The organism is Vibrio sp. 10N.222.55.C6 (assembly GCF_041473395.1).
GTDB lineage: Bacteria > Pseudomonadota > Gammaproteobacteria > Enterobacterales > Vibrionaceae > Vibrio > Vibrio crassostreae_C.
In genome coordinates, this window is sequence record NZ_JBFRSD010000013.1 from 179,745 (window position 1) to 200,773 (window position 21,029).

17 protein-coding genes are annotated in these 21,029 nt (G+C 43.9%); 9 read left to right on the forward strand and 8 right to left on the reverse strand.

Annotated features, from left to right (window positions below; all coding sequences use genetic code 11):
• Positions 1–364 precede the first annotated feature (364 nt).
• The 3 genes from AB4486_RS11425 to AB4486_RS11435 all read right to left on the reverse strand — a co-directional run bounded on the left by AB4486_RS11425 (position 365) and on the right by AB4486_RS11435 (position 3,757).
• Complete coding sequence (locus AB4486_RS11425; RefSeq protein WP_017059834.1) at positions 365–1,090, reverse strand: HAD-IA family hydrolase; 726 nt, start codon at positions 1,088–1,090, stop codon at positions 365–367.
• Between the two features lie 303 nt (positions 1,091–1,393).
• On the reverse strand, positions 1,394–3,202 hold the full coding sequence (locus AB4486_RS11430) for an HD domain-containing phosphohydrolase (protein ID WP_372117208.1): 1,809 nt from the start codon (positions 3,200–3,202) through the stop codon (positions 1,394–1,396).
• A 60-nt stretch (positions 3,203–3,262) separates the two neighbouring features.
• On the reverse strand, positions 3,263–3,757 hold the full coding sequence (locus tag AB4486_RS11435) for a hypothetical protein (RefSeq protein WP_017064644.1): 495 nt from the start codon (positions 3,755–3,757) through the stop codon (positions 3,263–3,265).
• Positions 3,758–4,005: 248 nt separating this feature from the next.
• Here AB4486_RS11435 and AB4486_RS11440 point away from each other — a divergent pair, with 248 nt between their 5' ends.
• The 4 genes from AB4486_RS11440 to AB4486_RS11455 all read left to right on the forward strand — a co-directional run bounded on the left by AB4486_RS11440 (position 4,006) and on the right by AB4486_RS11455 (position 10,104).
• On the forward strand, positions 4,006–4,485 hold the full coding sequence (locus AB4486_RS11440) for a CreA family protein (RefSeq protein WP_017064645.1): 480 nt from the start codon (positions 4,006–4,008) through the stop codon (positions 4,483–4,485).
• Positions 4,486–4,614: 129 nt separating this feature from the next.
• Positions 4,615–5,919 carry an inosine/guanosine kinase gene (locus AB4486_RS11445; RefSeq protein WP_017064646.1) on the forward strand — a complete coding sequence of 435 codons (1,305 nt, stop codon included), beginning with the start codon at positions 4,615–4,617 and terminating at the stop codon, positions 5,917–5,919.
• Between the two features lie 294 nt (positions 5,920–6,213).
• The gene (locus AB4486_RS11450) at positions 6,214–7,962 is read left to right on the forward strand and encodes a formate--tetrahydrofolate ligase (RefSeq protein WP_372117210.1); all 1,749 of its coding nucleotides are present in this window, start codon (positions 6,214–6,216) and stop codon (positions 7,960–7,962) included.
• Between the two features lie 237 nt (positions 7,963–8,199).
• Positions 8,200–10,104, forward strand: a complete 1,905-nt coding sequence (locus AB4486_RS11455; RefSeq protein ID WP_372117212.1) for a diguanylate cyclase — start codon at positions 8,200–8,202, stop codon at positions 10,102–10,104.
• Between the two features lie 63 nt (positions 10,105–10,167).
• Here AB4486_RS11455 and AB4486_RS11460 read toward each other — a convergent pair whose 3' ends face one another.
• Positions 10,168–10,773, reverse strand: coding sequence for a beta-phosphoglucomutase family hydrolase (locus AB4486_RS11460; RefSeq protein WP_102427960.1), 606 nt, complete (start codon positions 10,771–10,773; stop codon positions 10,168–10,170).
• Positions 10,774–10,860: 87 nt separating this feature from the next.
• Here AB4486_RS11460 and arfB point away from each other — a divergent pair, with 87 nt between their 5' ends.
• Positions 10,861–11,271, forward strand: coding sequence for an alternative ribosome rescue aminoacyl-tRNA hydrolase ArfB (arfB, locus tag AB4486_RS11465; RefSeq protein ID WP_017059842.1), 411 nt, complete (start codon positions 10,861–10,863; stop codon positions 11,269–11,271).
• A gap of 93 nt (positions 11,272–11,364) precedes the next feature.
• On the opposite strand, the gene AB4486_RS11470 is transcribed toward arfB, so the two are convergent.
• Entirely contained in the window at positions 11,365–11,682 is a 318-nt protein-coding gene (locus AB4486_RS11470; protein WP_017059843.1) for a helix-turn-helix transcriptional regulator, read from the reverse strand.
• 224 nt (positions 11,683–11,906) lie between these two features.
• Here AB4486_RS11470 and AB4486_RS11475 point away from each other — a divergent pair, with 224 nt between their 5' ends.
• Positions 11,907–12,203, forward strand: a complete 297-nt coding sequence (locus AB4486_RS11475; protein WP_372083531.1) for a hypothetical protein — start codon at positions 11,907–11,909, stop codon at positions 12,201–12,203.
• A gap of 100 nt (positions 12,204–12,303) precedes the next feature.
• On the opposite strand, the gene AB4486_RS11480 is transcribed toward AB4486_RS11475, so the two are convergent.
• The 3 genes from AB4486_RS11480 to AB4486_RS11490 form a co-directional block, all read right to left on the reverse strand.
• Positions 12,304–13,365 carry a trypsin-like serine protease gene (locus AB4486_RS11480; RefSeq protein ID WP_136981868.1) on the reverse strand — a complete coding sequence of 354 codons (1,062 nt, stop codon included), beginning with the start codon at positions 13,363–13,365 and terminating at the stop codon, positions 12,304–12,306.
• Between the two features lie 279 nt (positions 13,366–13,644).
• The gene (gene gcvT / locus AB4486_RS11485) at positions 13,645–14,778 is read right to left on the reverse strand and encodes a glycine cleavage system aminomethyltransferase GcvT (RefSeq protein WP_017072174.1); all 1,134 of its coding nucleotides are present in this window, start codon (positions 14,776–14,778) and stop codon (positions 13,645–13,647) included.
• Between the two features lie 447 nt (positions 14,779–15,225).
• Positions 15,226–15,849 (reverse strand): helix-turn-helix domain-containing protein, encoded by a 624-nt coding sequence (locus AB4486_RS11490; protein WP_017059847.1) that lies wholly within the window; start codon positions 15,847–15,849, stop codon positions 15,226–15,228.
• A 441-nt stretch (positions 15,850–16,290) separates the two neighbouring features.
• Between AB4486_RS11490 and AB4486_RS11495 the strand changes: the two genes are divergently transcribed.
• The 3 genes from AB4486_RS11495 to gcvP all read left to right on the forward strand — a co-directional run bounded on the left by AB4486_RS11495 (position 16,291) and on the right by gcvP (position 20,983).
• Complete coding sequence (locus AB4486_RS11495; RefSeq protein ID WP_019822188.1) at positions 16,291–17,583, forward strand: serine hydroxymethyltransferase; 1,293 nt, start codon at positions 16,291–16,293, stop codon at positions 17,581–17,583.
• A 51-nt stretch (positions 17,584–17,634) separates the two neighbouring features.
• Positions 17,635–18,015 carry a glycine cleavage system protein GcvH gene (gcvH, locus tag AB4486_RS11500; RefSeq protein ID WP_004730871.1) on the forward strand — a complete coding sequence of 127 codons (381 nt, stop codon included), beginning with the start codon at positions 17,635–17,637 and terminating at the stop codon, positions 18,013–18,015.
• Between the two features lie 88 nt (positions 18,016–18,103).
• Positions 18,104–20,983 (forward strand): aminomethyl-transferring glycine dehydrogenase, encoded by a 2,880-nt coding sequence (gcvP, locus tag AB4486_RS11505; RefSeq protein WP_372117215.1) that lies wholly within the window; start codon positions 18,104–18,106, stop codon positions 20,981–20,983.
• Positions 20,984–21,029: the final 46 nt, after the last annotated feature.

A 21,029-nucleotide genomic window follows, 5' to 3' on the forward strand; every position in this document is an offset into this window, starting at 1 on the left:
GAGGACTCGTAATGGGTCCTTTCTTTTTGGCTTTTGTTTAATAACATTACAAGAACCATGGTCAATAACGATGACATTATCAATTACCATGAAGCAAGTCGCAAAGGAGAGATTAAGAAGTGTCAGAACTATCTAATATTCGAGCTTAGGAGTAATCTAATTGAACGGGTCTTTTTTCGCTTACCCCCTTGCTGCAGGTGACACATAATGAATAAAACAGAAACACCAAACACCGACGACATTACATGCCCTTTATGCCAACACGACGAGTATCTGCTTTCAGAAAGTGGAGAAAAGTTTACTTGTGCATCTTGCGGTTTCCACACCAAACAATTTAGTAAGGTAGTCAGCCTTCAACTAAGCTCTACCCCACCAAAGCTGCAGAATTCGATATACCACCATTTGAGCAGTGCTTGCCATTAATCCAAACTGAAATTTCTTCTAAACTGTAGATATCCTGAGCCGCGAGTTCTGCTGAGTCGGCTTCGGGATCTACGATTGCTTCATCAATACTCGGGCGTAATCGAAACGATTGGATACCCGCGCGAACACCAGCCTCAATCCCTTTCAACGTATCATCCACGTAGATGCACTCATTTGGCAGAAAGCCCATGTTCATGGCCGTGTACATGATTAGATCAGGCTCTGGCTTCCAGCTGTTAGCATCAAAAGCTGAGAACACTTTGCCTTTGAAGTCGTCTAGCATGCCTGTCATCGCCAATGAAGATTCAACCCTAGATTTCGGTGCATTGGAAGCAATACAAAACTCGATGTCTTGTTGTTTGAGGAATTCAATAAGTTCGATAGCGCCATCCATCGGTTTTAAATGACGCTGGAACAGTGCTTGTAATTCATTGCGATATAACGGCTCAAGTGTATCAATCGAGATAGATAACCCAAGACGTTCTTGTGTATCCATTAAGATGTCGGCTAGCTTCCCGCCTTGAAAGTGCGCATAGCAGTCGTTGACGTTTAGCTCCGCTCCAAAGCCAGTGAAAACGTTCACCAAAGCTTGGCAGCACAGCTTTTCACTATCGATAAGTGTTCCGTCACAATCGAAAATCACACATTTAGTCTGTTCTAACCGCATAGGTATCTCACTCAGATTGAATCCAAGTTTTATCCTATAGTGTTCTTTCAATGCGCGAGATGATTGAGGTAACAGTTTGCAGATACAGGCTTATTTCTCTTCGCGAAATATGGAGTTGATCACTTTATCGCTCAGCATAAGCAACAGTTTTCATTAAATTAACCCAGATTCTACGAAACCAAATACTGCGAGGTTTACATAAGCTACTCAATTTCAGGAGAAAATATAAATCACTACTTCCTAGCCGGATCGTGGTGAATCGATAAAAAAAATGGCTTATAGGCTACTCAGATAGAGCGACAATTAGCTAACAACCGACTCTTCTAAGACCTTAGCTTCAAGCGAAGGTGAAGACGCATATTCTACAGTTCCAGTATCGGGGTACGAATCTCGGATAGCGACAAACTCGGATAAGTGTTTCAGTAGCAATTTAGTTAGCTGAGGATCAAACTGGTAGCCACACTCTCGCTCAAACAAATCGACCACCATATCTAACGGCCACGGTTCTTTGTAGCAACGTGCACTAAGCAGCGCATCAAACACATCGGCTACGGCAGTGATACGAGCAAACAGGTGTATTTCATCACCCACTTTTCCATTCGGGTATCCAGCACCATCCCAACGCTCGTGATGTTCGTTAGCAATGATTGCCGCGAGGTTGGTAATATCACCCGCTCCGCTCTTTAGTAAGTTATAGCCAGCCGTAGTATGAAGCTTCATCACCTCCCACTCTTGGTCGGTTAATTTCCCAGCTTTATCCAAGATTGATTCAGGGACTGAAATCTTACCCACATCGTGCATTGGGCTGATGATCTCAATCATCTCGACCTCGCGATGGCTCAAGCCACGATACTTAGCAAGCAGTGCAGACAACTTGGCTACACGCTTAACATGATTACCAGTTTCGCCAGAGCGGGTTTCAATTGCCTCTCCTAGAACATGAATCATGTCTTTTTGAACATTCAAAGTTTGTTTCTGTAGTGCAAGGATTCGCTTGTTCTTTTTTGCCAACTCTTTCTTTTGGCGTAGGGTAATAAATTGCATCACGATAATCACGCTCAGCCCTGTAATGACCATGATTAAGCCCAACAACAATTGAAAGTTCTTTTGTAAAAAGGAGGAAGGCTCGTTAATGAAAACCGCTTCGTCAGGTAACGCGTTTCCACTAATCCCGTATCTCTTCATTGCAGGGTAATTGAATACAAAACGTTTGTTGTCTCCGGGAGTTAACGGTGTAGTAAAACCAAGTGGAAGGTATTTATCCAACGCATCGACGGCCTGTTCACCCATGCTTTGTGAGTGATTAACGTAACCACCGAGTACATCACCCGAAATATAGAACTGCCATAAAGCAAACACCGGAGCAGCACTCGCTTTTGACAACGTATCCGCAATCTCTTGGTAAGTGTGATAAACCCCTTGCTTTAACTCGGTGTTGTAATGACTGAGCAATACCGCATCGTCCGCAGAGATCCCTTCCAAAAATTGGCTCGTATGCTCCAGCGACAAGTCGCGAATTTCTACGAGATTGATATTTGAAAATTCAGCCATCATTTTGTTCATTTCTTTATGAATCAATTCAGACGTGACACTGTAATCATTTACAAAATAGAGATTCTTTAGATTAGGTCTTAATTTGGAGATCAGCTTAATATTAACGTCTATCTGATCGTTCTCGTAAAGCACAGTTGCTCTGTCAGACACCGCGTACATGTCGGTGCTGAAATCATTGATGCCGGCTGCAACGACAGGTGTGGAGCGATCAATCAAATTAGGCAGAGATTCAAGAAAATTGGCTGCGTTATCGTCCGTCGCAATTACGCCATCAAATTTATAACCTGCATACTTCGCACGTAAGTAGTTCGCGAGAGAGTCGTAATACTCTGGGCTGTGGACACGCTTTGAATCCAAATACTCTATTGAGAGTTTAACTTCGGTTTGAGACTGGCTGAACGCACTGTCTATCCCTTTTTGGAAGTCAGCAGTCCATTGATAAGAAGGTTCGTATGAGTGTAAAACTAGGATGCGTTTAATATCCCAGTCGTTAGCAAAACTGAGTGAAGAATAAGCGCTAACACATAATACAGCGATTGATATCAATAGCTTGTACATACAATACCCTTTAAATAAGACGGGGTATTGTACTTAGATTAACGCTTTGTCAAAGAATCTTTAGTTCTCGATCCATACTTTATCGCAAGAAGCATGATCTTGTGCCCAAAAATCGTGTAACTGCTTAGCAAAGTTGTTGATACTTTGACCATTTTCAGCAACGACATCCGAGATCAATAGGGAACCATCCGCTTCTGTGACGATAGCGCTCGCCACAACTTCACCGTTTTGAGTACCAATATATAATACATGATCGTCAGAAAGCATAATTTGGCTCAAGAACTCAAGCATGTGTGCCCTTTCGATTTCATCTTGGTAAACGCTTGCTTGGTTGAGTGAAAATAGCACGGTCAATTTATGGAAATCGACTTTATGCAGTTCATCAATTTGGGAAGGAGTTTGATCTTGTGCTAGGAGTTGGTATGTCTTGGATGGAAGTTTGCTTTGATAAAGTTCACGGCCGAGGAGGCTCTCTTTTGCGGGGTAAGCAATATCGAGCTGACTAAATAGCCATTGGTTTTTCTTGTGTGCAATTTCAGGTATTTCGTTATTCATTCTTTTAGTACCTACGGTTAGTATCCCCAAATATCGCAGTTATTTGGAAGACATACGGTCGGCTGAGGTGCCGAGCTACAAGCAGAGAGCATACAGAGCATGACCAAGGCCAACAAGTACTTTAAATGCTTCATATTTTTCATTATCCAACAACATCCTTTAAGAACTTAACGAAAAGCTCTACACTCGTATCCAAGCTTTCAATATCCTTATAGTAAACAGAACTATATAAATAAAAAGGACTTCTTATGAAAAAAGCCTTAATAGCAGCAGGTATCGTGACAATGTTAGCTGGCTGTTCGGACAACGAGGTTGGCGACGTCTCACTGGGTTTCTTCACAATGAAGGATATCAAGATGTCTTCATTAGATGACGATAAGATCGCGGGTGTTACCTGTCATATTGCATCAATCGAAGCAAACCTTAGCCTTTCTGATCCAAGTGATAGCTCTATATCTTGTCGTCAAACAGGTGAAATTACACCAGAAATGATTGCTCAAATAGACAAGAGTAAGTCTGGCGAAGTGGTATTCAAGCAATCGAAAAGTATCTTCTTTAAAACAATGAAGGTTCGTCGTATCTACGATGCAGAGAATCAATCGCTACTTTATTTGTCTTACACCACCAAAGAAACAGAAGGTAGCTTCAAACACAGCCTTTCAACTGTTCCACTATGGGGTACAGAGGCTTACGTTGATCCAGCGACGTTAGTACAGCCAACCGAGTAGTTTCAAACATATAGTTAGTTGAATCACCTGTACAGACATTGTGCAGGTGATTCAAAATGTAATAAAAATGAAAGAAACAGAAACAAAATGTGATATCATGCGGCAAAATTTTTTCACTGTATTTTTCATATGAAGTTTCCTGGACAGCGTAAATCTAAGCACTACTTTCCAACTCACGCACGTGATCCGTTGGTCAACCAAATTCAACAAACGCCTAAGCTTCACCGCGCAACGATTGTGGGTGTTGGCCAAACGATTGTTGATATCGAAGCCCGTGTTGACAACGAGTTCCTAGAAAAATACGAGCTGAGTAAAGGTCACTCACTGGTATTGGAAGAAAGTAAAGCAGATGCGCTGTATGAAGAGTTAGTAGAGCGCGGTTTGATCACGCATCAATACCCTGGCGATACTATTGGCAACACACTGCACAACTATTCCGTACTTGCAGACAGCAAATCTGTCCTGCTTGGCGTAATGTCTAAGAAGATCGAAGTTGGCTCTTTTGGTTATCGTTACCTTTGCCGCACTTCTTCTCGTATGAATCTAAACCACCTTCAAACTGTTGATGGTCCAATCGGTCGTTGCTACACGCTTATTTCTGAAGATGGCGAACGTACGTTTGCAATCAATGAAGGCCACATGAACCAACTTCTTCCAGAAAGCATTCCTGAAAAAGTGTTCGAGAAAGCGTCTGCATTGGTTGTGTCGTCATACCTAATGCGTGGCAAACCTGAAGATCCGATGCCAAAAGCGGTACAAAAAGCGATTGAATACGCGAAAGCGCACAATGTGCCTGTTGTACTAACACTTGGTACTAAGTATGTGATCGAAGGCAACGCTGAATGGTGGCAAGAATACCTGAAAGAAAACGTAACCATCGTCGCGATGAACGAAGATGAAGGTGAAGCACTAACGGGTGAAAAAGATCCTCTATTGGCTGCTAACAAGGCACTTGAGTGGGTTGACCTAGTTCTATGTACTGCAGGCCCTATTGGTCTATACATGGCAGGTTACACTGACGAACCAGCGAAACGCGAAACCACACTGCCATTGTTACCGGGTAACATCCCTGAGTTCAATAAATACGAATTCAGCCGTGCGATGCGTAAGCAAGACTGTAAAGACCCAGTAAAAGTGTACTCTCACATTGGCCCTTACCTAGGCGGCCCACTTGAGATTAAGAATACCAATGGCGCTGGCGATGGTGCACTTTCAGCACTACTTCACGACATGGCAGCAAACAGCTACCACCACGTGAATGTACCAAACTCAGAGAAACACGAGCACGCTTGTCTGACGTACTCTTCACTGTCTCAAATTTGTAAGTACGCAAACCGTGTAAGCTACGAAGTGTTGACTCAGCACTCTCCTCGCCTTTCTCGTGCACTGCCTGAACGCGAAGATAGCTTAGAAGAAACATACTGGGATCGTTAATCGGCCATATTAGGTAGTTACCTCTTAGAGGTTAACGCCAAGTGAGATTACCCATTCCTTGAAGGGCTGCTATATGCAGCCCTTTTTGTATTCAACGCCAATATAATTGCAACTGAAGGTAATCAGAACGAATATTTTGCTCGTTTAAGATTTGATCTCGCGCAATGACTCTTTAGATCTGTTATCTTCCAGCACATAATTCGTGTGGTTTGCCTTTACTTGGCAAATTTATACAGTACTATCGCCACGCAAACGTTTACGTACCGCCTTTCGGTTCTGATATAAGGATCAAATATGCTGTCTGATATTGATATTTGTCGCTCTACTCCCCTTAAAAACATCAGTGAGGTTGCCAAGCAAGCTGGCCTGCACCACAACGAACATCAGCCATTAGGGCAATTCAAATCTAAAGTGTCTCTCACGTCACTTGAACGCCTCGCCAACCAACAAGATGGTAAATTAGTCGTAGTCACGGCGATCACACCGACACCTCTTGGTGAAGGCAAAACCGTCACTACTATCGGATTAGCACAAGGCCTCGCAGAGATTAACCAATCTGCAATGGCCTGCATTCGTCAGCCTTCAATGGGCCCGGTATTTGGTGTAAAAGGCGGCGCAGCGGGCGGTGGTTACTCTCAAGTTGCCCCTATGGAACAATTAAACCTGCATCTCACGGGCGATATTCATGCTGTTACGGCCGCTCACAACCTCGCCTCCGCCGCCATTGATGCACGTTTGTATCATGAACAGCGTGAAGGGTTAGACGCCTTTGAAACGCGCTCAGGCTTAAAAGCACTGAATATCGACCCAAGTAGAATCGTTTGGCGACGTGTACTTGACCATAATGATCGCGCATTACGCATGATCACGGTTGGCAAGAACGAAGCAGACAAAACAATTAACGGCTTTGAGCGAGAAGATGGATTTGATATCTCAGCCGCTTCTGAACTAATGGCCATTCTTGCTCTAGCCAATGACCTTCAAGATTTGAGAAAGCGCATCGGACGAGTGGTACTTGCTTACAACAAACAAGGCTTGCCGCTAACCGCAGATGACTTCAACGTTGCAGGCGCAATGACCGTGACCATGAAGGATTCTATTGAACCAACATTGATGCAAACCCTTGAAGGCGTTCCTACCCTAATTCACGCCGGGCCTTTCGCGAACATCGCACATGGTAACTCTTCAATTATTGCCGATAAAATAGCGTTAAAGCTGAGTGACTTTGTGGTAACTGAAGGTGGTTTCGGCTCAGACATGGGCTTTGAAAAAGCGTGCAACATAAAAGCGAAAGCGTCGAACAAGAAGCCCGATTGCGCTGTGGTTGTCGCAACCTTACGTGGATTAAAGGCTAACTCTGGTTTATACGATTTGAGACCGGGCACTCCGTTACCTGATTCAATCTTTAATGATGACCAAGACGCGCTTGTTGCAGGGTTTGAGAACCTAAAATGGCACATCACTAACGTTAAGCAATACCAAGTGCCTACAGTTGTTGCGATTAACCGATTCCCACAAGACTCAGCTCAAGAGCTCGATGCTTTGAAACAGATGATCACCGACTTCGACTCAAGCGTTAACGTTGAAGTAAGCGAAGCATTTGGTCAAGGTGGCGAAGGCGCAACTCAACTGGCTCACGCTGTAGTCAAAGCTTGCCAAAAACAGAGTGAATTTAAGCCTTTGTATCACTCAGAGCAAAGCCTAGAAGAAAAGCTGATGGCAGTTGCTGAAGTTGGTTATGGCGCGGCAAGTATTTCGCTATCTCCACTGGCTAAAAAACAACTGGCTGAATTCAAACTGCATGGCTATAGCGACCTATCAGTTTGTTTGGCAAAAACACCACTATCGATCTCGACAGAAGCACACGTAAAAGGTGCACCAACCCAATTTGACGTGCCTGTTAGAGAACTAAAATTGTGTGCTGGTGCTGGCTTTATTTACGCGTTGTGCGGCAATGTAATGACCATGCCAGGCTTGCCTGACAAACCGGCGTTCATGTCGTTAGATATTGATAGTAATGGAAATATCGTCGGCCTAAGCTAGCTGCCCTTAGTTAGATAATCGGCAATTAATCGCGATTAATTTAGCTTAGGTTTCGGAGCTGTGTTCTATATTGAGCAATCATTTACTAACGAAGTGATTGCTCAACAATCAAGCTTAACTGCAAAAAGTTGCACTTAAATCGTAGTTATATGCGAATCTTGTCTTAACTTCTCGGTCAAGATCACATTAAAAACCCTATAAAATATATAGTATTGCGCTGATTCTTTGAGGACAGTGATGAATACAAGTATAAAAAAACTAGTCAGCCAATTTCTATGTACCATCTTTGCCCTAGGACTAGTCCCTGCCCTCTACATCAATTCTGAACTTGACAGAATTGATGCTCAGCACACTCTAAATATTAAGCAGTCTAGCCAAAATCAAATCGAATACAGCTTTCATGAACTCGCTGTTATTGTTGAGCAAATCTCTAACTCTGTTCCTTCAATCGCCGACTCTCAAACACTACTCCGAGCGATTCGAGAACCTTCTATTATCCATAAAGAAACCCTGCAAGATCTTTGGGTGATGTTAGCTCGTGGCCAAAAATACTATTCCCAGCTTCGTTACCTCGATCTAGCTGGCAACGAAGTGTTTCGCGTTAATTATAAAGACAATCAAGCAATCGTGGTTCCAGATAGTGAACTGCAGAACAAGTCTTCGCGTGATTACTATGAGGTACTACAGCAATTAAAGATTGGTGAGATTAGCTCTCGCGGTATTGATCTTGAAGTCGAAAACGGAGAGATCGTTCGCCCTTTGATTCCAGCGCTACGCATTATGACGCCAGTCGCTGAAAACAACCGCATTATTGGTTACTTCATCGCAAACCTGAACATGCTTGAGATTTATAAGCGCCTTCACTATCAAATTGGTGCATCTTCTGCTGTTCCTATTATTCTCAACAAAACCGGACACATAATCATGGGGCCGGATCCTACGGAATCTTTCGGACATGTAATTGAATCACGTTCAGAGCAGACTTACGCAAAGTTATACCCTGAGCTTTGGACTGCGATTCAAGACAAGACATCTTCGAGCTATTTCGATGGTGAGAACTGGTATTTTCATTCCGACATCAGCCCTAAAATCAAACAGTTTGAAAGCCCTATTTACATGGTTCTTCACATTGAAAATCAGCAGTTCAGCAGTCAATACCGACAAGAAAAACAAGCGATCGTCGTTCAGATCATCACCTTGTCTTTCTTGATTTCGATGATCTCCGCTGGCTTCGTATTGTGGAACAGCAACCACAAGAAGAACAGTATCGAGAGCCAACTTGCTAAGGCCGCAATGAATGGCATGTCTGCCTTGGTGATTACCGACAGAAACAACCGAATCATCAAAGTAAACCAAGAGTTCACCCGTGTGAGTGGCTACGAGTTAGAAGACGTAAAAGGCCGCCAACCGTCCATGTTTGCCTCTGGTCGCTACAACGAAGAGTTCTACATCAAGATGTGGAGCATCATCAAAGAGAAAGGCATGTGGGAAGGCGAAGTGGTTAATCGTCGTAAAGACGGGTCTTTGATCACGGAAATATTGCGAATCCAAACCATTAAAGACTCGAAAGACGTGATTCAGTTTTATGTCGCTTCATTTGTGGATATAAGTAAACACAAAGAGCTAGAAAACAAACTGAGAAACCTGAGTGAAAAAGATGCCTTAGCTGGGTGTTGGAACCGCCGTAAATTCGATCTTGAGCTGCGAGATGAGTGCTCTCGTGTTAATCGTTACCCTACTCGCGAACAGTCTTGTTTAGCGATTTTGGACATAGACCACTTCAAACGCATCAACGACAGATTTGGTCACGATTATGGAGACCGCGTCATTCAAACCGTTGCTCAAGTATTACAACGAGAGTGCCGAGAAACTGATTTTGTGGCTCGTATTGGTGGCGAAGAGTTTGGCGTTATTCTGCCTCATACCACAACAGAAGAAGCTGAGTATGTACTTAACAGATTGAGAATCGCAGTCAGTATTGAGCTCGATAACGTGGTGACGGTCAGTGGTGGAATTACCAACCTGACCAACGACCCTGCTCTTAGCTACAAGTGCGCCGATTTAGCACTTTATGAAGCCAAAGCAGCAGGTCGAAACAGTGTGTGCCTGTTCCTAGACAGCGAAATGAGCGAAATCGCCTAACAGAAAATCAGTATTGTTCCGCTAGGCTATTAGTTTGGCGGTTTAACAACCCAATCCTTGCAATCAGCTTGGTGCAGGATAGAACTCTAGTGTGTTCCCCTCTACCACTAGAATACAATCCATGTTCGCAGCATGAGCAGCCTGCTTACCTAGGTTCGTATCTTCAAACACAACACACTGCTTTGGCTGCAAACCCATACCAAAACACGCATCTAAGAAAGTATCCGGATTTGGTTTGTGATTCTTAACGTCTGTTGCTGTCACGAGAATATCGAGCTTACTCAAGATCTCTGTCTTATCCAGTAACTGTTCGGCACTTTTACGTTGACTGCCCGTTCCGACTGCAATCTTCTTGTTACCCAGATGCTCTAACAACAGAGAGTGAGTACAAGGGATAACGTCTCCTTTGTCTTCGATAGCCGCAAACGACGCCATTTTAAACGTAGAAACCGCTTGTGGGTCGAGCGATAAACCGTATTTGCTGTTCACCTCACCGGCTATCTTATAACTCGGCATGCCACCTAAGCTATGCAGCCAAGACGCTTCAAAATGAAAGCCAAACTCTTCAGCCGTTCGCTCCCACGCCTTTACATGTGCAGGCATTGTATCGATCAACGTACCGTCCATATCAAAGATTAATCCTTCATATGCCGTTAAATCTATTTTCATCACTACTACCACTCTTAAATAAAGTTACTGATACCATAACCAATATTCAGTATCATGGCGCCATATTACCGTTCAAAATGGATGTTTATGTTACAAATATCTAACTCTGTTTCGATTCAAGACTGGGAACTCCAGTTAACAGCGATCAGAGCACAAGGAGCCGGCGGTCAGAACGTCAATAAAGTATCGAGCGCGATACATTTACGTTTTGATATCAAGCACTCTACCCTACCTGACTTCTATAAAGAAAAGCTCCTCGCACACAAAGATAGCCGCATCACCAAAGACGGTGTGATTATCATTAAAGCGCAACAGTATAGAACTCAGGAACAAAACCGAGATGATGCTTTAGTGCGCTTGAAAGAATTGATCTTGGAAGCGACAAAGGTTCAAAAAGTAAGACGAGCAACTAAGCCGACGCGTGGCTCTCAGAAAAGACGTTTAGAAAGCAAAAAACAAAGAAGCACCACCAAACAGCTGCGTGGAAGAGTGAGCTGATGGCTTCATGCCCTCAGAGAACACATTACCCTAGAAGTATCTGTCAATTTGACTAACGAATCGATCTATTACGCTGTTTATTTGAAAGAAAGACTACTGCTTCTTTTTGACCGACAAAATCAGCTTGATCAACAACAGGCGCTCTTCGCTGGTCAGCAGACGACTGACCGCAGCTACATCTTCCGCTGTTACTTGTGATGCGCCAACAATATCAAGCACCACATCCAAATCCGTCACTTTTAAGGTTCTAGTGATTGAACGATACTGAGACATCTTGATGTCCGCCTCTCCGCGTTCAATCCTTTGATAGGTTTTTAAGCTCATTCCTGCACTCGAGGCTAACTTTTCTTGAGACAAGTTTGCTTGTTTCCTACGCTCAATCAGCGCCAATATTATGGGTTCTTGTGACATAAGCTCATCCTCAAAAGACAGTTATGTCCTAAATCCCGCAAGAAGCAGACCATATTGACTTGTGATGGTTTACATAAGCCATCAAAGGCATATTATTCGCTTGATAAAAACCGTTACGTTTCATAAACCTTCACACTGATATCAGTTGTGAACGTACAGGCTAGGTAACTTGAGTATTCAAGTGTTGGGAAATTAGAAAAATTGCGAATAAGAAAGACGTCATATTGGAAATTGCGAATCGTTATAAATCGGCATTTCCTTGCATTAGTCACGCATTAGAATCAGACAATCCCCGCCCAGAAATTATTGCAATACAACATAAGCTACTCACGTACAAAGAGGTGTTGCTGCACGGGAACATGTTGGAAGGTAAGGAATTAAAGCAAGCTTTTTCTGCATTGAACGAAAATGAAAAAGGTGTGGCTCAAGGTGGGATTAAAAGCATCAATGCTGCGATAAAAGAGATGGATGAGATTCTAGAAAGATACAGCCGTAAAGCGGTTATCGAGCTGAGTAACTAGTTCTACAAGCAACTAACCAACTGCACACCTGCAAAAGTAAAAAATAAAAAGTCGACGCTATCTTTAAATAAAGCGTCGACTTGTTCAAAACATTGAAGATCTAACGTTTAACTGCTTTTCTAACACCAGCAATCAACATCAGCATCCCTAGCAAACCAAATGAAATACCTCCGCCACTGCTACCAGAGCCAGTTGACGCACTTGTCCCAGCAACAGCAACTCGTTTTGCCTCTGTCGCGGTAAACTGGACAGTTTCCGTGCTATCATTTACCCCTTTAGTTACATCCGTAATCCAATCTTTATAATCATATACCTCTGTAAATACAGATGTTACGCCGATGTCATCACCGCAAGTAGTCGGCCCAAAACTCGTTATACCGACCTGTTCATATGTAGAGCCATTTTTCCAAAACACCGGACCACCAGAATCGCCTTGGCATGTACCCCCGTATAAGCCATTATTCGGTCCGTTACCGTTGAAACAAATTTGTTTATCAGTGACTAACGGACCGAAAACAGCTTTACAATTAAGAGTATCAACATATGTCAGGTCAACTTGTTGTAGCAATGTCGTACCATCAACATCAGTCTCGATGTCACCATGGCCAACTGCAACGAAATCATTCGCAGCATTAAGGTATGTATCAAATTGAGGGATAACAGTTTCAGCTGAGGATTGAAGGTTAAGAGAAGCTTCTAACTTTAAAATCGCAATATCATTTCTTAATAGTTGATTGATACTGTTTGAATAATCCGTTCGATAATACACCTCAGATACTCGTACTTTCTGGATGCTACCGTTAGGGAATAGAGAAGTATCTTCCAATTGAGGAACAACTACCGTGAAAAGTTGAGCATTCTCATCACCATAAATACAGTGTGCAGCAGTCAGTACATGATAGTTATCTAAAATTGTCGCACCACAGTAAGGGCCTGTTGAGTAAACACCGTCATAATCAATACGATCAATGAACAAGCTTGCCATCGAAGGAAATTCCGTGACTGAAGCGTCGCTACCATTCACAATATAGGGTGTTACACCCAAATCAGGAGTACTTTCGTCCGTGTTTTCCGTTGCCATAACACTTGATGTGTAAATTAATGGCGCTAAAAGCCCTAAAACGGCTTTACGAACCGGACTCATTGTATGGTTTACGTTCATAGTTAACTCCTTGTAACCCCTACTACTTATTTACAAAAATGATGAATCGTCACCATAACACGTCACAATCGTGATTATAGTAAGTATTTGTAACGATATCGCCACATATCTCATTTTATAAACGAATTTTAAGTAACCGTTGTTAGTGGGTAACGTTAAAAGCAATACGTTACCAAAGACATACGCTACCAAAATCAAAAAAGCCTACCGTTAGGCTTCCCAATAAAGAGAAGCAAACAATAGGCTTTCATTTAGCTTAGTGGTTTCTCTTAAAAGAGATTAGCCACGATAGTAACGCTGAGGTACGAATGGCATTTTTTCTACTGTCATTGGTAGCTTCTTGCCACGAACTTCAGCGAATACTTCAGTGCCAATAACCGCTAGGTCAGTACGAACGTAAGCCATAGAAACAGGCTTGCCCGCGTTAGGACCCGCAGTACCACTTGTTACAACGCCAATCTTGTTGTCTTCAGCATCGAACAGCTCAGCGCCTTCACGTACTGGTGCTTTAGTCTGACCAACAAGACCAACACGCTTGCGTTGAACGTCTTTAGTCGCGATTTGCTCAAGGATGATATCAGCGCCAGGGAAACCGCCTGCACGTTCACCGTCAGTACGACGCACTTTTTGGATACCCCATAAAAGGCTAGCTTCTACCGGCGTTGTTGTTGTATCTAGATCGTGACCGTACAGACATAGACCACACTCAAGACGAAGTGAGTCACGAGCACCAAGGCCAATCCACTCTACTTCTGCTTCTGATGTTAGTTTACGAGCAAGTGCTTCAGCGTGATCGTTCGGTACTGAGATTTCGTAGCCATCTTCACCTGTGTAACCACTGCGGCTCACAATGCACTCTACGCCGTCGATATCGACTTTTTGAACATCCATGAACAGCATGTCTGCAACGCTTGGTTGGAAACGAGCAAGAACTTCAGACGCTTTAGGGCCTTGAAGTGCTAATAGAGCGCGGTCATCAATCACTTCCATTTCTACATCTGCAGGAAGGTGAGCCGTTAGGTGGTCGATATCTTGTGTTTTACAAGCCGCGTTCACAACAACAAATAGGTGATCGCCAAGGTTAGCAACCATAAGATCATCCATGATGCCGCCCTGTTCATTAGTAAAGAACGCGTAGCGCTGCTTACCAGAAGGCAGGTCGATAATATCTACTGGAACCAGAGATTCTAAAACAGCGGCTGCATTTTCACCGTGTAGACGCAGTTGCCCCATGTGAGAAACATCAAAAAGACCAGCAGCGTCACGAGTGTGTAAGTGCTCTTTCTTTACACCTAGTGGATACTGAACTGGCATGTCGTAGCCAGCAAAAGGAACCATTTTTGCGCCGACTTCAACGTGAAGTGCATGCAGAGGTGTTTTTAGTAGGTCTTGATTAGCGTGTTCTTGAGTCATTTTATTCTCCATGAAGCGTTGCAGGCTTTCCAAATCGAATCTGCCGCTTATATCTCTATTTAGAGTCGCCTCTAACGATATGGGTTAACGTTAGAAACAGTAGATAGTAAAAAGTGATGTCTTCTATATAGGCTTTTATTACTAGCGATATAAAAAGAGGCTTCTGTATAAAAGCTATACGACTCACTTTCTAAGAATTCACTTCAGTAAACTTCAATCAACATGAGTAAACCGTGTTCACTATAGTAAACAAGCCTGAGTCAGTTTTACACCCTTAACAAGATTAAAACAGCTCAAAATGTGATATTTAACAATTTAAAAACAACTTTCAGTCGCATACAAAAACGCGATATTGATGCTTTTCACACCAACATCGCGTCTTTTGGCAAACGTTAGAAACAAAAGCAAACGTTTGCATTCACTATAAGAAATTCTAACTTTGTTAACTTATTTTGCAGTCACCCACAAAATCAGTGCATCTTCTGTACTAGTAGAAATCAACATATGCCCCATGTTGGCGTCGTAATACATGCTGTCACCTTCGCTCATGGGTACCGGCTCATAGAATTCTGAGTAGAACATCACATCACCAGAGATCACCATCAAGAACTCCTCACCATCGTGGCGAACCCAATCGTTATACTCTTCAAAGGTGCGTGCTCTCACTCGGCTCTTGAACGGCATCATCTTCTTATTCGAAAGTTCTGTCGCGAGCAGTTCATGCTCGTAAGTCGGAGTTGGGTGAGGTTTGCCCTGACCTGCTTTAGTTAAATCACGACGTCCTGTGGCAACCTTTTTTCTTGGTGGCTCAAAGAGTTGCGGCATATCAATTTGCAAACCCATAGCCAATTTCTGCATCGCTTGGAACGTCGGTGAGATTTGTTCGTTCTCGATTTTACTCAGCGTAGAGCGCGCCAAACCAGTACGTTGGCTCGCCTCTTCTAACGTAATGCCCAGTTTGCTGCGGATATCTTTAATACGCTGGCCGAGCCTAAGTGGTTCAATATTCTGGTCTAACGTTTCTTTCGCCAACGTTAAAGATGGGTACTCATCATAAATGTCTTCTGACATAGGTCCCTCATTAATTTCTTACTTCCTGTCTATTAAACTCATTGTTGCATGAAGCGCTTTGTTGATTAAAGAGCGCACACAGAAATAAAGCGTGCTCCCCGTAGCAAAACCAGAAAAGTTGTTTCCTATTGGAAATTTTTGTTGAAAATTGAATTTAACGGAGCTATGTTATCGACTTGTTAGATGAAGAGATGCTACTTCAGCTTGCTGCAAATGATAAATTTAACATTTGTAAGAGCTGTTTTTACCCGAACTTTTTTGGGAAACAATTCGTGCTGCATTGACCCTACAACGATCGCTTAGACGCTGTAAGAGTATATTTATAACGCTATTCACGTTTATTTATACCTATATAGCGCAAACGATACCGATGCAGAAATCAACGTAAGACCTAATGGACTATAAAAACAATCACCATTAGCTTAATGAAAGGTCTCGACAATGAACGCTTACCAAAACCATAGCTTAGACAGTTTTTTCTCTACAAACCTATCTGGTACTGACGATGCTGTATTTGCTGGAATCCAAGCAGAGAACACTCGTCAAAACGAACAAATCGAACTTATTGCTTCTGAGAACATCGTTTCTAAAGCAGTAATGCAAGCTCAAGGCACTTGCCTAACCAATAAATACGCGGAAGGTTATCCAGGCCGTCGTTACTACGGTGGTTGTGAGCACGTAGATACCGTTGAAGCTATCGCGATTGAACGCGCTAAACAGCTGTTCAAATGTGAATACGTAAACGTACAGCCTCACTCTGGCGCTCAAGCAAACGGTGCAGTTAAACTTGCGCTACTTCAACCTGGCGACACTATCCTAGGTATGTCTCTTGACGCTGGTGGCCACCTAACACACGGTGCGCGCCCTGCAATGTCTGGTAAATGGTTCAACGCAGTTCAATACGGCGTAGACCGCGAAACTCTAGAAATCGATTACGAAGCGGTTCGCGCTTTAGCTATCGAAAGCCAACCTAAAATGATTATTGCTGGTGGTAGTGCTATCCCACGCGTTATTGATTTCGCTAAGTTCCGTGAAATCGCTGACGAAGTTGGCGCTATCCTAATGGTTGATATGGCACACATCGCGGGTCTTATCGCGACAGGTGCTCACCCTAGCCCACTACCACACGCACACGTTGTTACTACAACAACGCACAAAACACTTCGTGGCCCACGCGGCGGTATGATTCTGACGAACCACGAAGACATCAACAAAAAGATCAACTCTGCAGTGTTCCCTGGCCTTCAAGGCGGCCCACTAATGCACGTTATCGCGGCTAAAGCAGTGGCGTTTGGCGAAGCACTTGGCCCAGAATTTAATACTTATATTGATTCAGTGATCGACAACGCAAAAGTTCTTGCTGAAGTGTTGCAAACTCGCGGTTGTGACATTGTGACAGGCGGAACTGACACGCACCTAATGCTGGTTGACCTTCGTCCTAAGGGCTTGAAAGGTAACGTAACTGAAGAAGCATTAGAGCGTGCAGGGATCACATGTAACAAAAATGGCATACCATTCGATACAGAGAAGCCTATGATTACTTCTGGTATCCGTTTAGGCACGCCAGCTGGAACCAGTCGTGGTTTTGGCACTGAAGAATTCAAACTTATCGGTGAATGGATCGGCGATGTACTTGATGGCTTAGTTGAAAGCCCTGAAGGCAATGCTGAAGTTGAGCAACGTGTTCGCAAGCAAGTTAAAGAGCTTTGCAAGCGCTTCCCTCTTTACCGTTAAACCGTTTTTAAGATTTAAATTAAAACCTCATAAATTTTTGGAGAATAAGCAATGGACAATACACTAAAGTTTGCAGACAGCCACGAGTGGGTAAAAGACAACGGTGACGGTACTGTAACAATCGGTATTTCTGAGCACGCTCAAGAGATGCTAGGTGACGTTGTGTTTGTTGACCTGCCTGACACTGGAGACGAAATCGAAGCTGGCGAAAGCTTCTCTCTCGTTGAATCAGTGAAAGCAGCTTCTGATATCTACGCACCAATCTCTGGCGAAATCGTAGAAATCAACGAAGAATTAGAAGATAGCCCTGAGTTAATTAACGAAGAATCTTATGAAGGTGGTTGGATTGTTAAAGTGAAGATGTCTGATGCGTCTGAACTAAACAACCTTAAAGATGCGGAAGAATACCTAAGCTCTATCGAAGAAGACTAATAGGTTCCTCATTACGATAAAGCTGCTCTTTAGAGCAGCTTAATTTTAGGGGCTAGCTCACGGCTCCAAAGAGAAAGTAGAACATATCATGACTGAATTACTTCAAAGCCAATTACTAAAAGACTTGGGTACTCAAAACGAGTTTGTTGCTCGTCATAACGGCCCAAATAAAGCAGACCAGCAGAAAATGCTTGAAGCGATCAACGCGACTAGCTTAGACGCACTGATCGACGAAACGGTTCCTGCACAAATCCGTCTTGAAAAACCAATGACACTTGCTGCGCCACTGAGCGAAATGGACATGCTGACCTCTCTTAAAGAGATCGCTAACCTAAACCAAGTGAAACGTACTTTCATTGGCCAAGGCTACTACAACACATTCACTCCAAACGTTATTCTACGTAACGTTTTAGAGAACCCAGGCTGGTACACAGCTTACACACCATACCAACCAGAGATTTCTCAAGGTCGTCTTGAAGCTCTACTCAATTACCAACAAATGGTAATGGACCTAACCGGTATGGAAATCGCGAACGCATCCCTTCTTGATGAAGCGACAGCGGCTGGCGAAGCTATGACACTGTGTAAGCGTGCTGGCAAAAGCAAGAGCAAAGTATTCTTCGTTGCTGATGATGTTCACCCTCAAACACTAGAAGTTGTTAAAACTCGTGCTGAGTACATCGGTTTTGAAGTAATGGTTGGTGCTCTTGAAACACTTCCAGAGCAAGACGTATTTGGTGCGCTTCTTCAATACCCGAGTACAACGGGTGAAGTGCGTGACCTAACAGACATCATTGCGAAAGCTCAAGCTAACAAAACACTGGTTACAGTGGCTACTGACCTACTTGCTTCTGCTCTACTTAAGCCTGCTGGCGAAATGGGCGCAGACGTAGTAATCGGTTCAGCGCAACGTTTCGGCGTTCCTATGGGTTACGGCGGTCCACACGCTGCATTCATGGGTACTCGTGAAAAGCATAAGCGTACAATGCCAGGTCGCGTAATCGGTGTTTCGATCGATACGCACGGTAACCAAGCGCTACGTATGGCGATGCAAACTCGTGAGCAACACATCCGCCGCGAAAAAGCGACATCGAACATCTGTACAGCTCAAGCACTTCTAGCAAACATGGCGTCTTTCTACGCGGTTTACCACGGTGCAGAAGGCCTACGTACTATTGCTCGTCGTACACACCACATGACAGCTATCCTAGCGGCTGGTCTGACCAAAGCAGGTTACGAGCTAACGAACAACAGCTTCTTCGATACCATCACAATCAACTCAGAAGAGAAGACAGATGCACTGTACGCAAAAGCGCAAGCAGCAGACATCAACCTTCGCCTTCTTAAAGGTAAGATCGGTATCAGCTTAGATGAAACAACCACAGTCGACGACGTGAACGCATTGTTCGCTATCTTCGACGTGAAAGAAGACGTTCAAGCGCTATCTTCTGACATTGCATCAAACGAGTTTGCAGCAATTCCAGAAAACTGCCGTCGTGAATCAGAGTTCCTAACTCACCCAGTATTCAACACGCACCACAGCGAAACGCAAATGATGCGTTACCTAAAACAGCTTGAGAACAAAGACTTCTCACTAACGCACGGCATGATCCCACTGGGCAGCTGTACAATGAAGCTGAACGCTGCTGCTGAGATGATTCCAGTAACATGGCCTGAGTTTGGTTCAATTCACCCATTCGCACCTCTTGAACAAGCAGCGGGTTACACAGCGCTAGCGAAAGATCTTAAAGAGAAGCTATGTGAAATCACCGGTTACGACGATTTCTCACTACAGCCTAACTCTGGTGCATCTGGCGAATACGCAGGTCTAATCGCGATTCAACGTTACCACGCAAGCCGCGGTGAAGCTCACCGTAACGTTTGTCTGATTCCAAGCTCTGCGCACGGTACTAACCCTGCAACAGCATCAATGGTTTCAATGAAGGTAGTGGTTGTTAAGTGTGATGAAGATGGCAACATCGACATGACAGACCTAGCAGCGAAAATCGAGAAGCACAAAGAAAACCTATCAAGCATCATGATCACTTACCCTTCTACGCACGGCGTATACGAAGAGCAAGTGAAAGAAGTGTGTGAACAAGTACACGCAGCGGGCGGTCAAGTTTACCTAGACGGCGCGAACATGAACGCTCAAGTAGGCCTAACTTCACCTGGCTTCATCGGTTCAGACGTATCTCACTTGAACCTACACAAAACATTCTGTATCCCACACGGTGGTGGCGGTCCGGGTATGGGTCCTATCGGTGTTAAATCGCACCTAGCACCTTTCCTACCAGGTCACATCGAAAACGGTGTACAAGGTTCTGACTACGCGGTATCAGCTGCAGATCTAGGTAGTGCTTCAATCTTACCTATCTCTTGGGCTTACATCGCAATGATGGGCGAACCTGGCCTAACAGACGCAACTAAAGTAGCGATTCTGAACGCGAACTACGTGATGGAGAAACTACGTCCTCACTACCCTGTTCTTTACCGTGGCACTAACGGCCGCGTAGCGCACGAATGTATTATCGATATTCGTCCGCTTAAAGAAGACACAGGCATCAGCGAAGAAGATATTGCTAAGCGTCTAATGGACTTCGGTTTCCACGCGCCTACTATGTCTTTCCCAGTAGCAGGCACGCTAATGGTTGAGCCAACTGAATCTGAAGATTTAGAAGAGCTAGACCGTTTCTGTGAAGCGATGATCGCAATCCGTCACGAAATGGCAGCAGTGAAAGCGGGTGAATGGCCACTAGACAACAACCCTCTAGTGAACGCACCGCACACACAAGTTGACCTTTCAGGCACAGAATGGGATCGCCCTTACTCTCGTGAACTTGCTTGCTTCCCATCGAAAGCAACGAAGAACTCGAAGTACTGGCCAACAGTTAACCGTGTAGACAACGTATACGGCGACCGTAACCTAATTTGTTCTTGCCCAAGCATCGACAACTACGAAGACTAATTTTTGTAGATTTTAGATAAACAAAAGCGAACCACTTGGTTCGCTT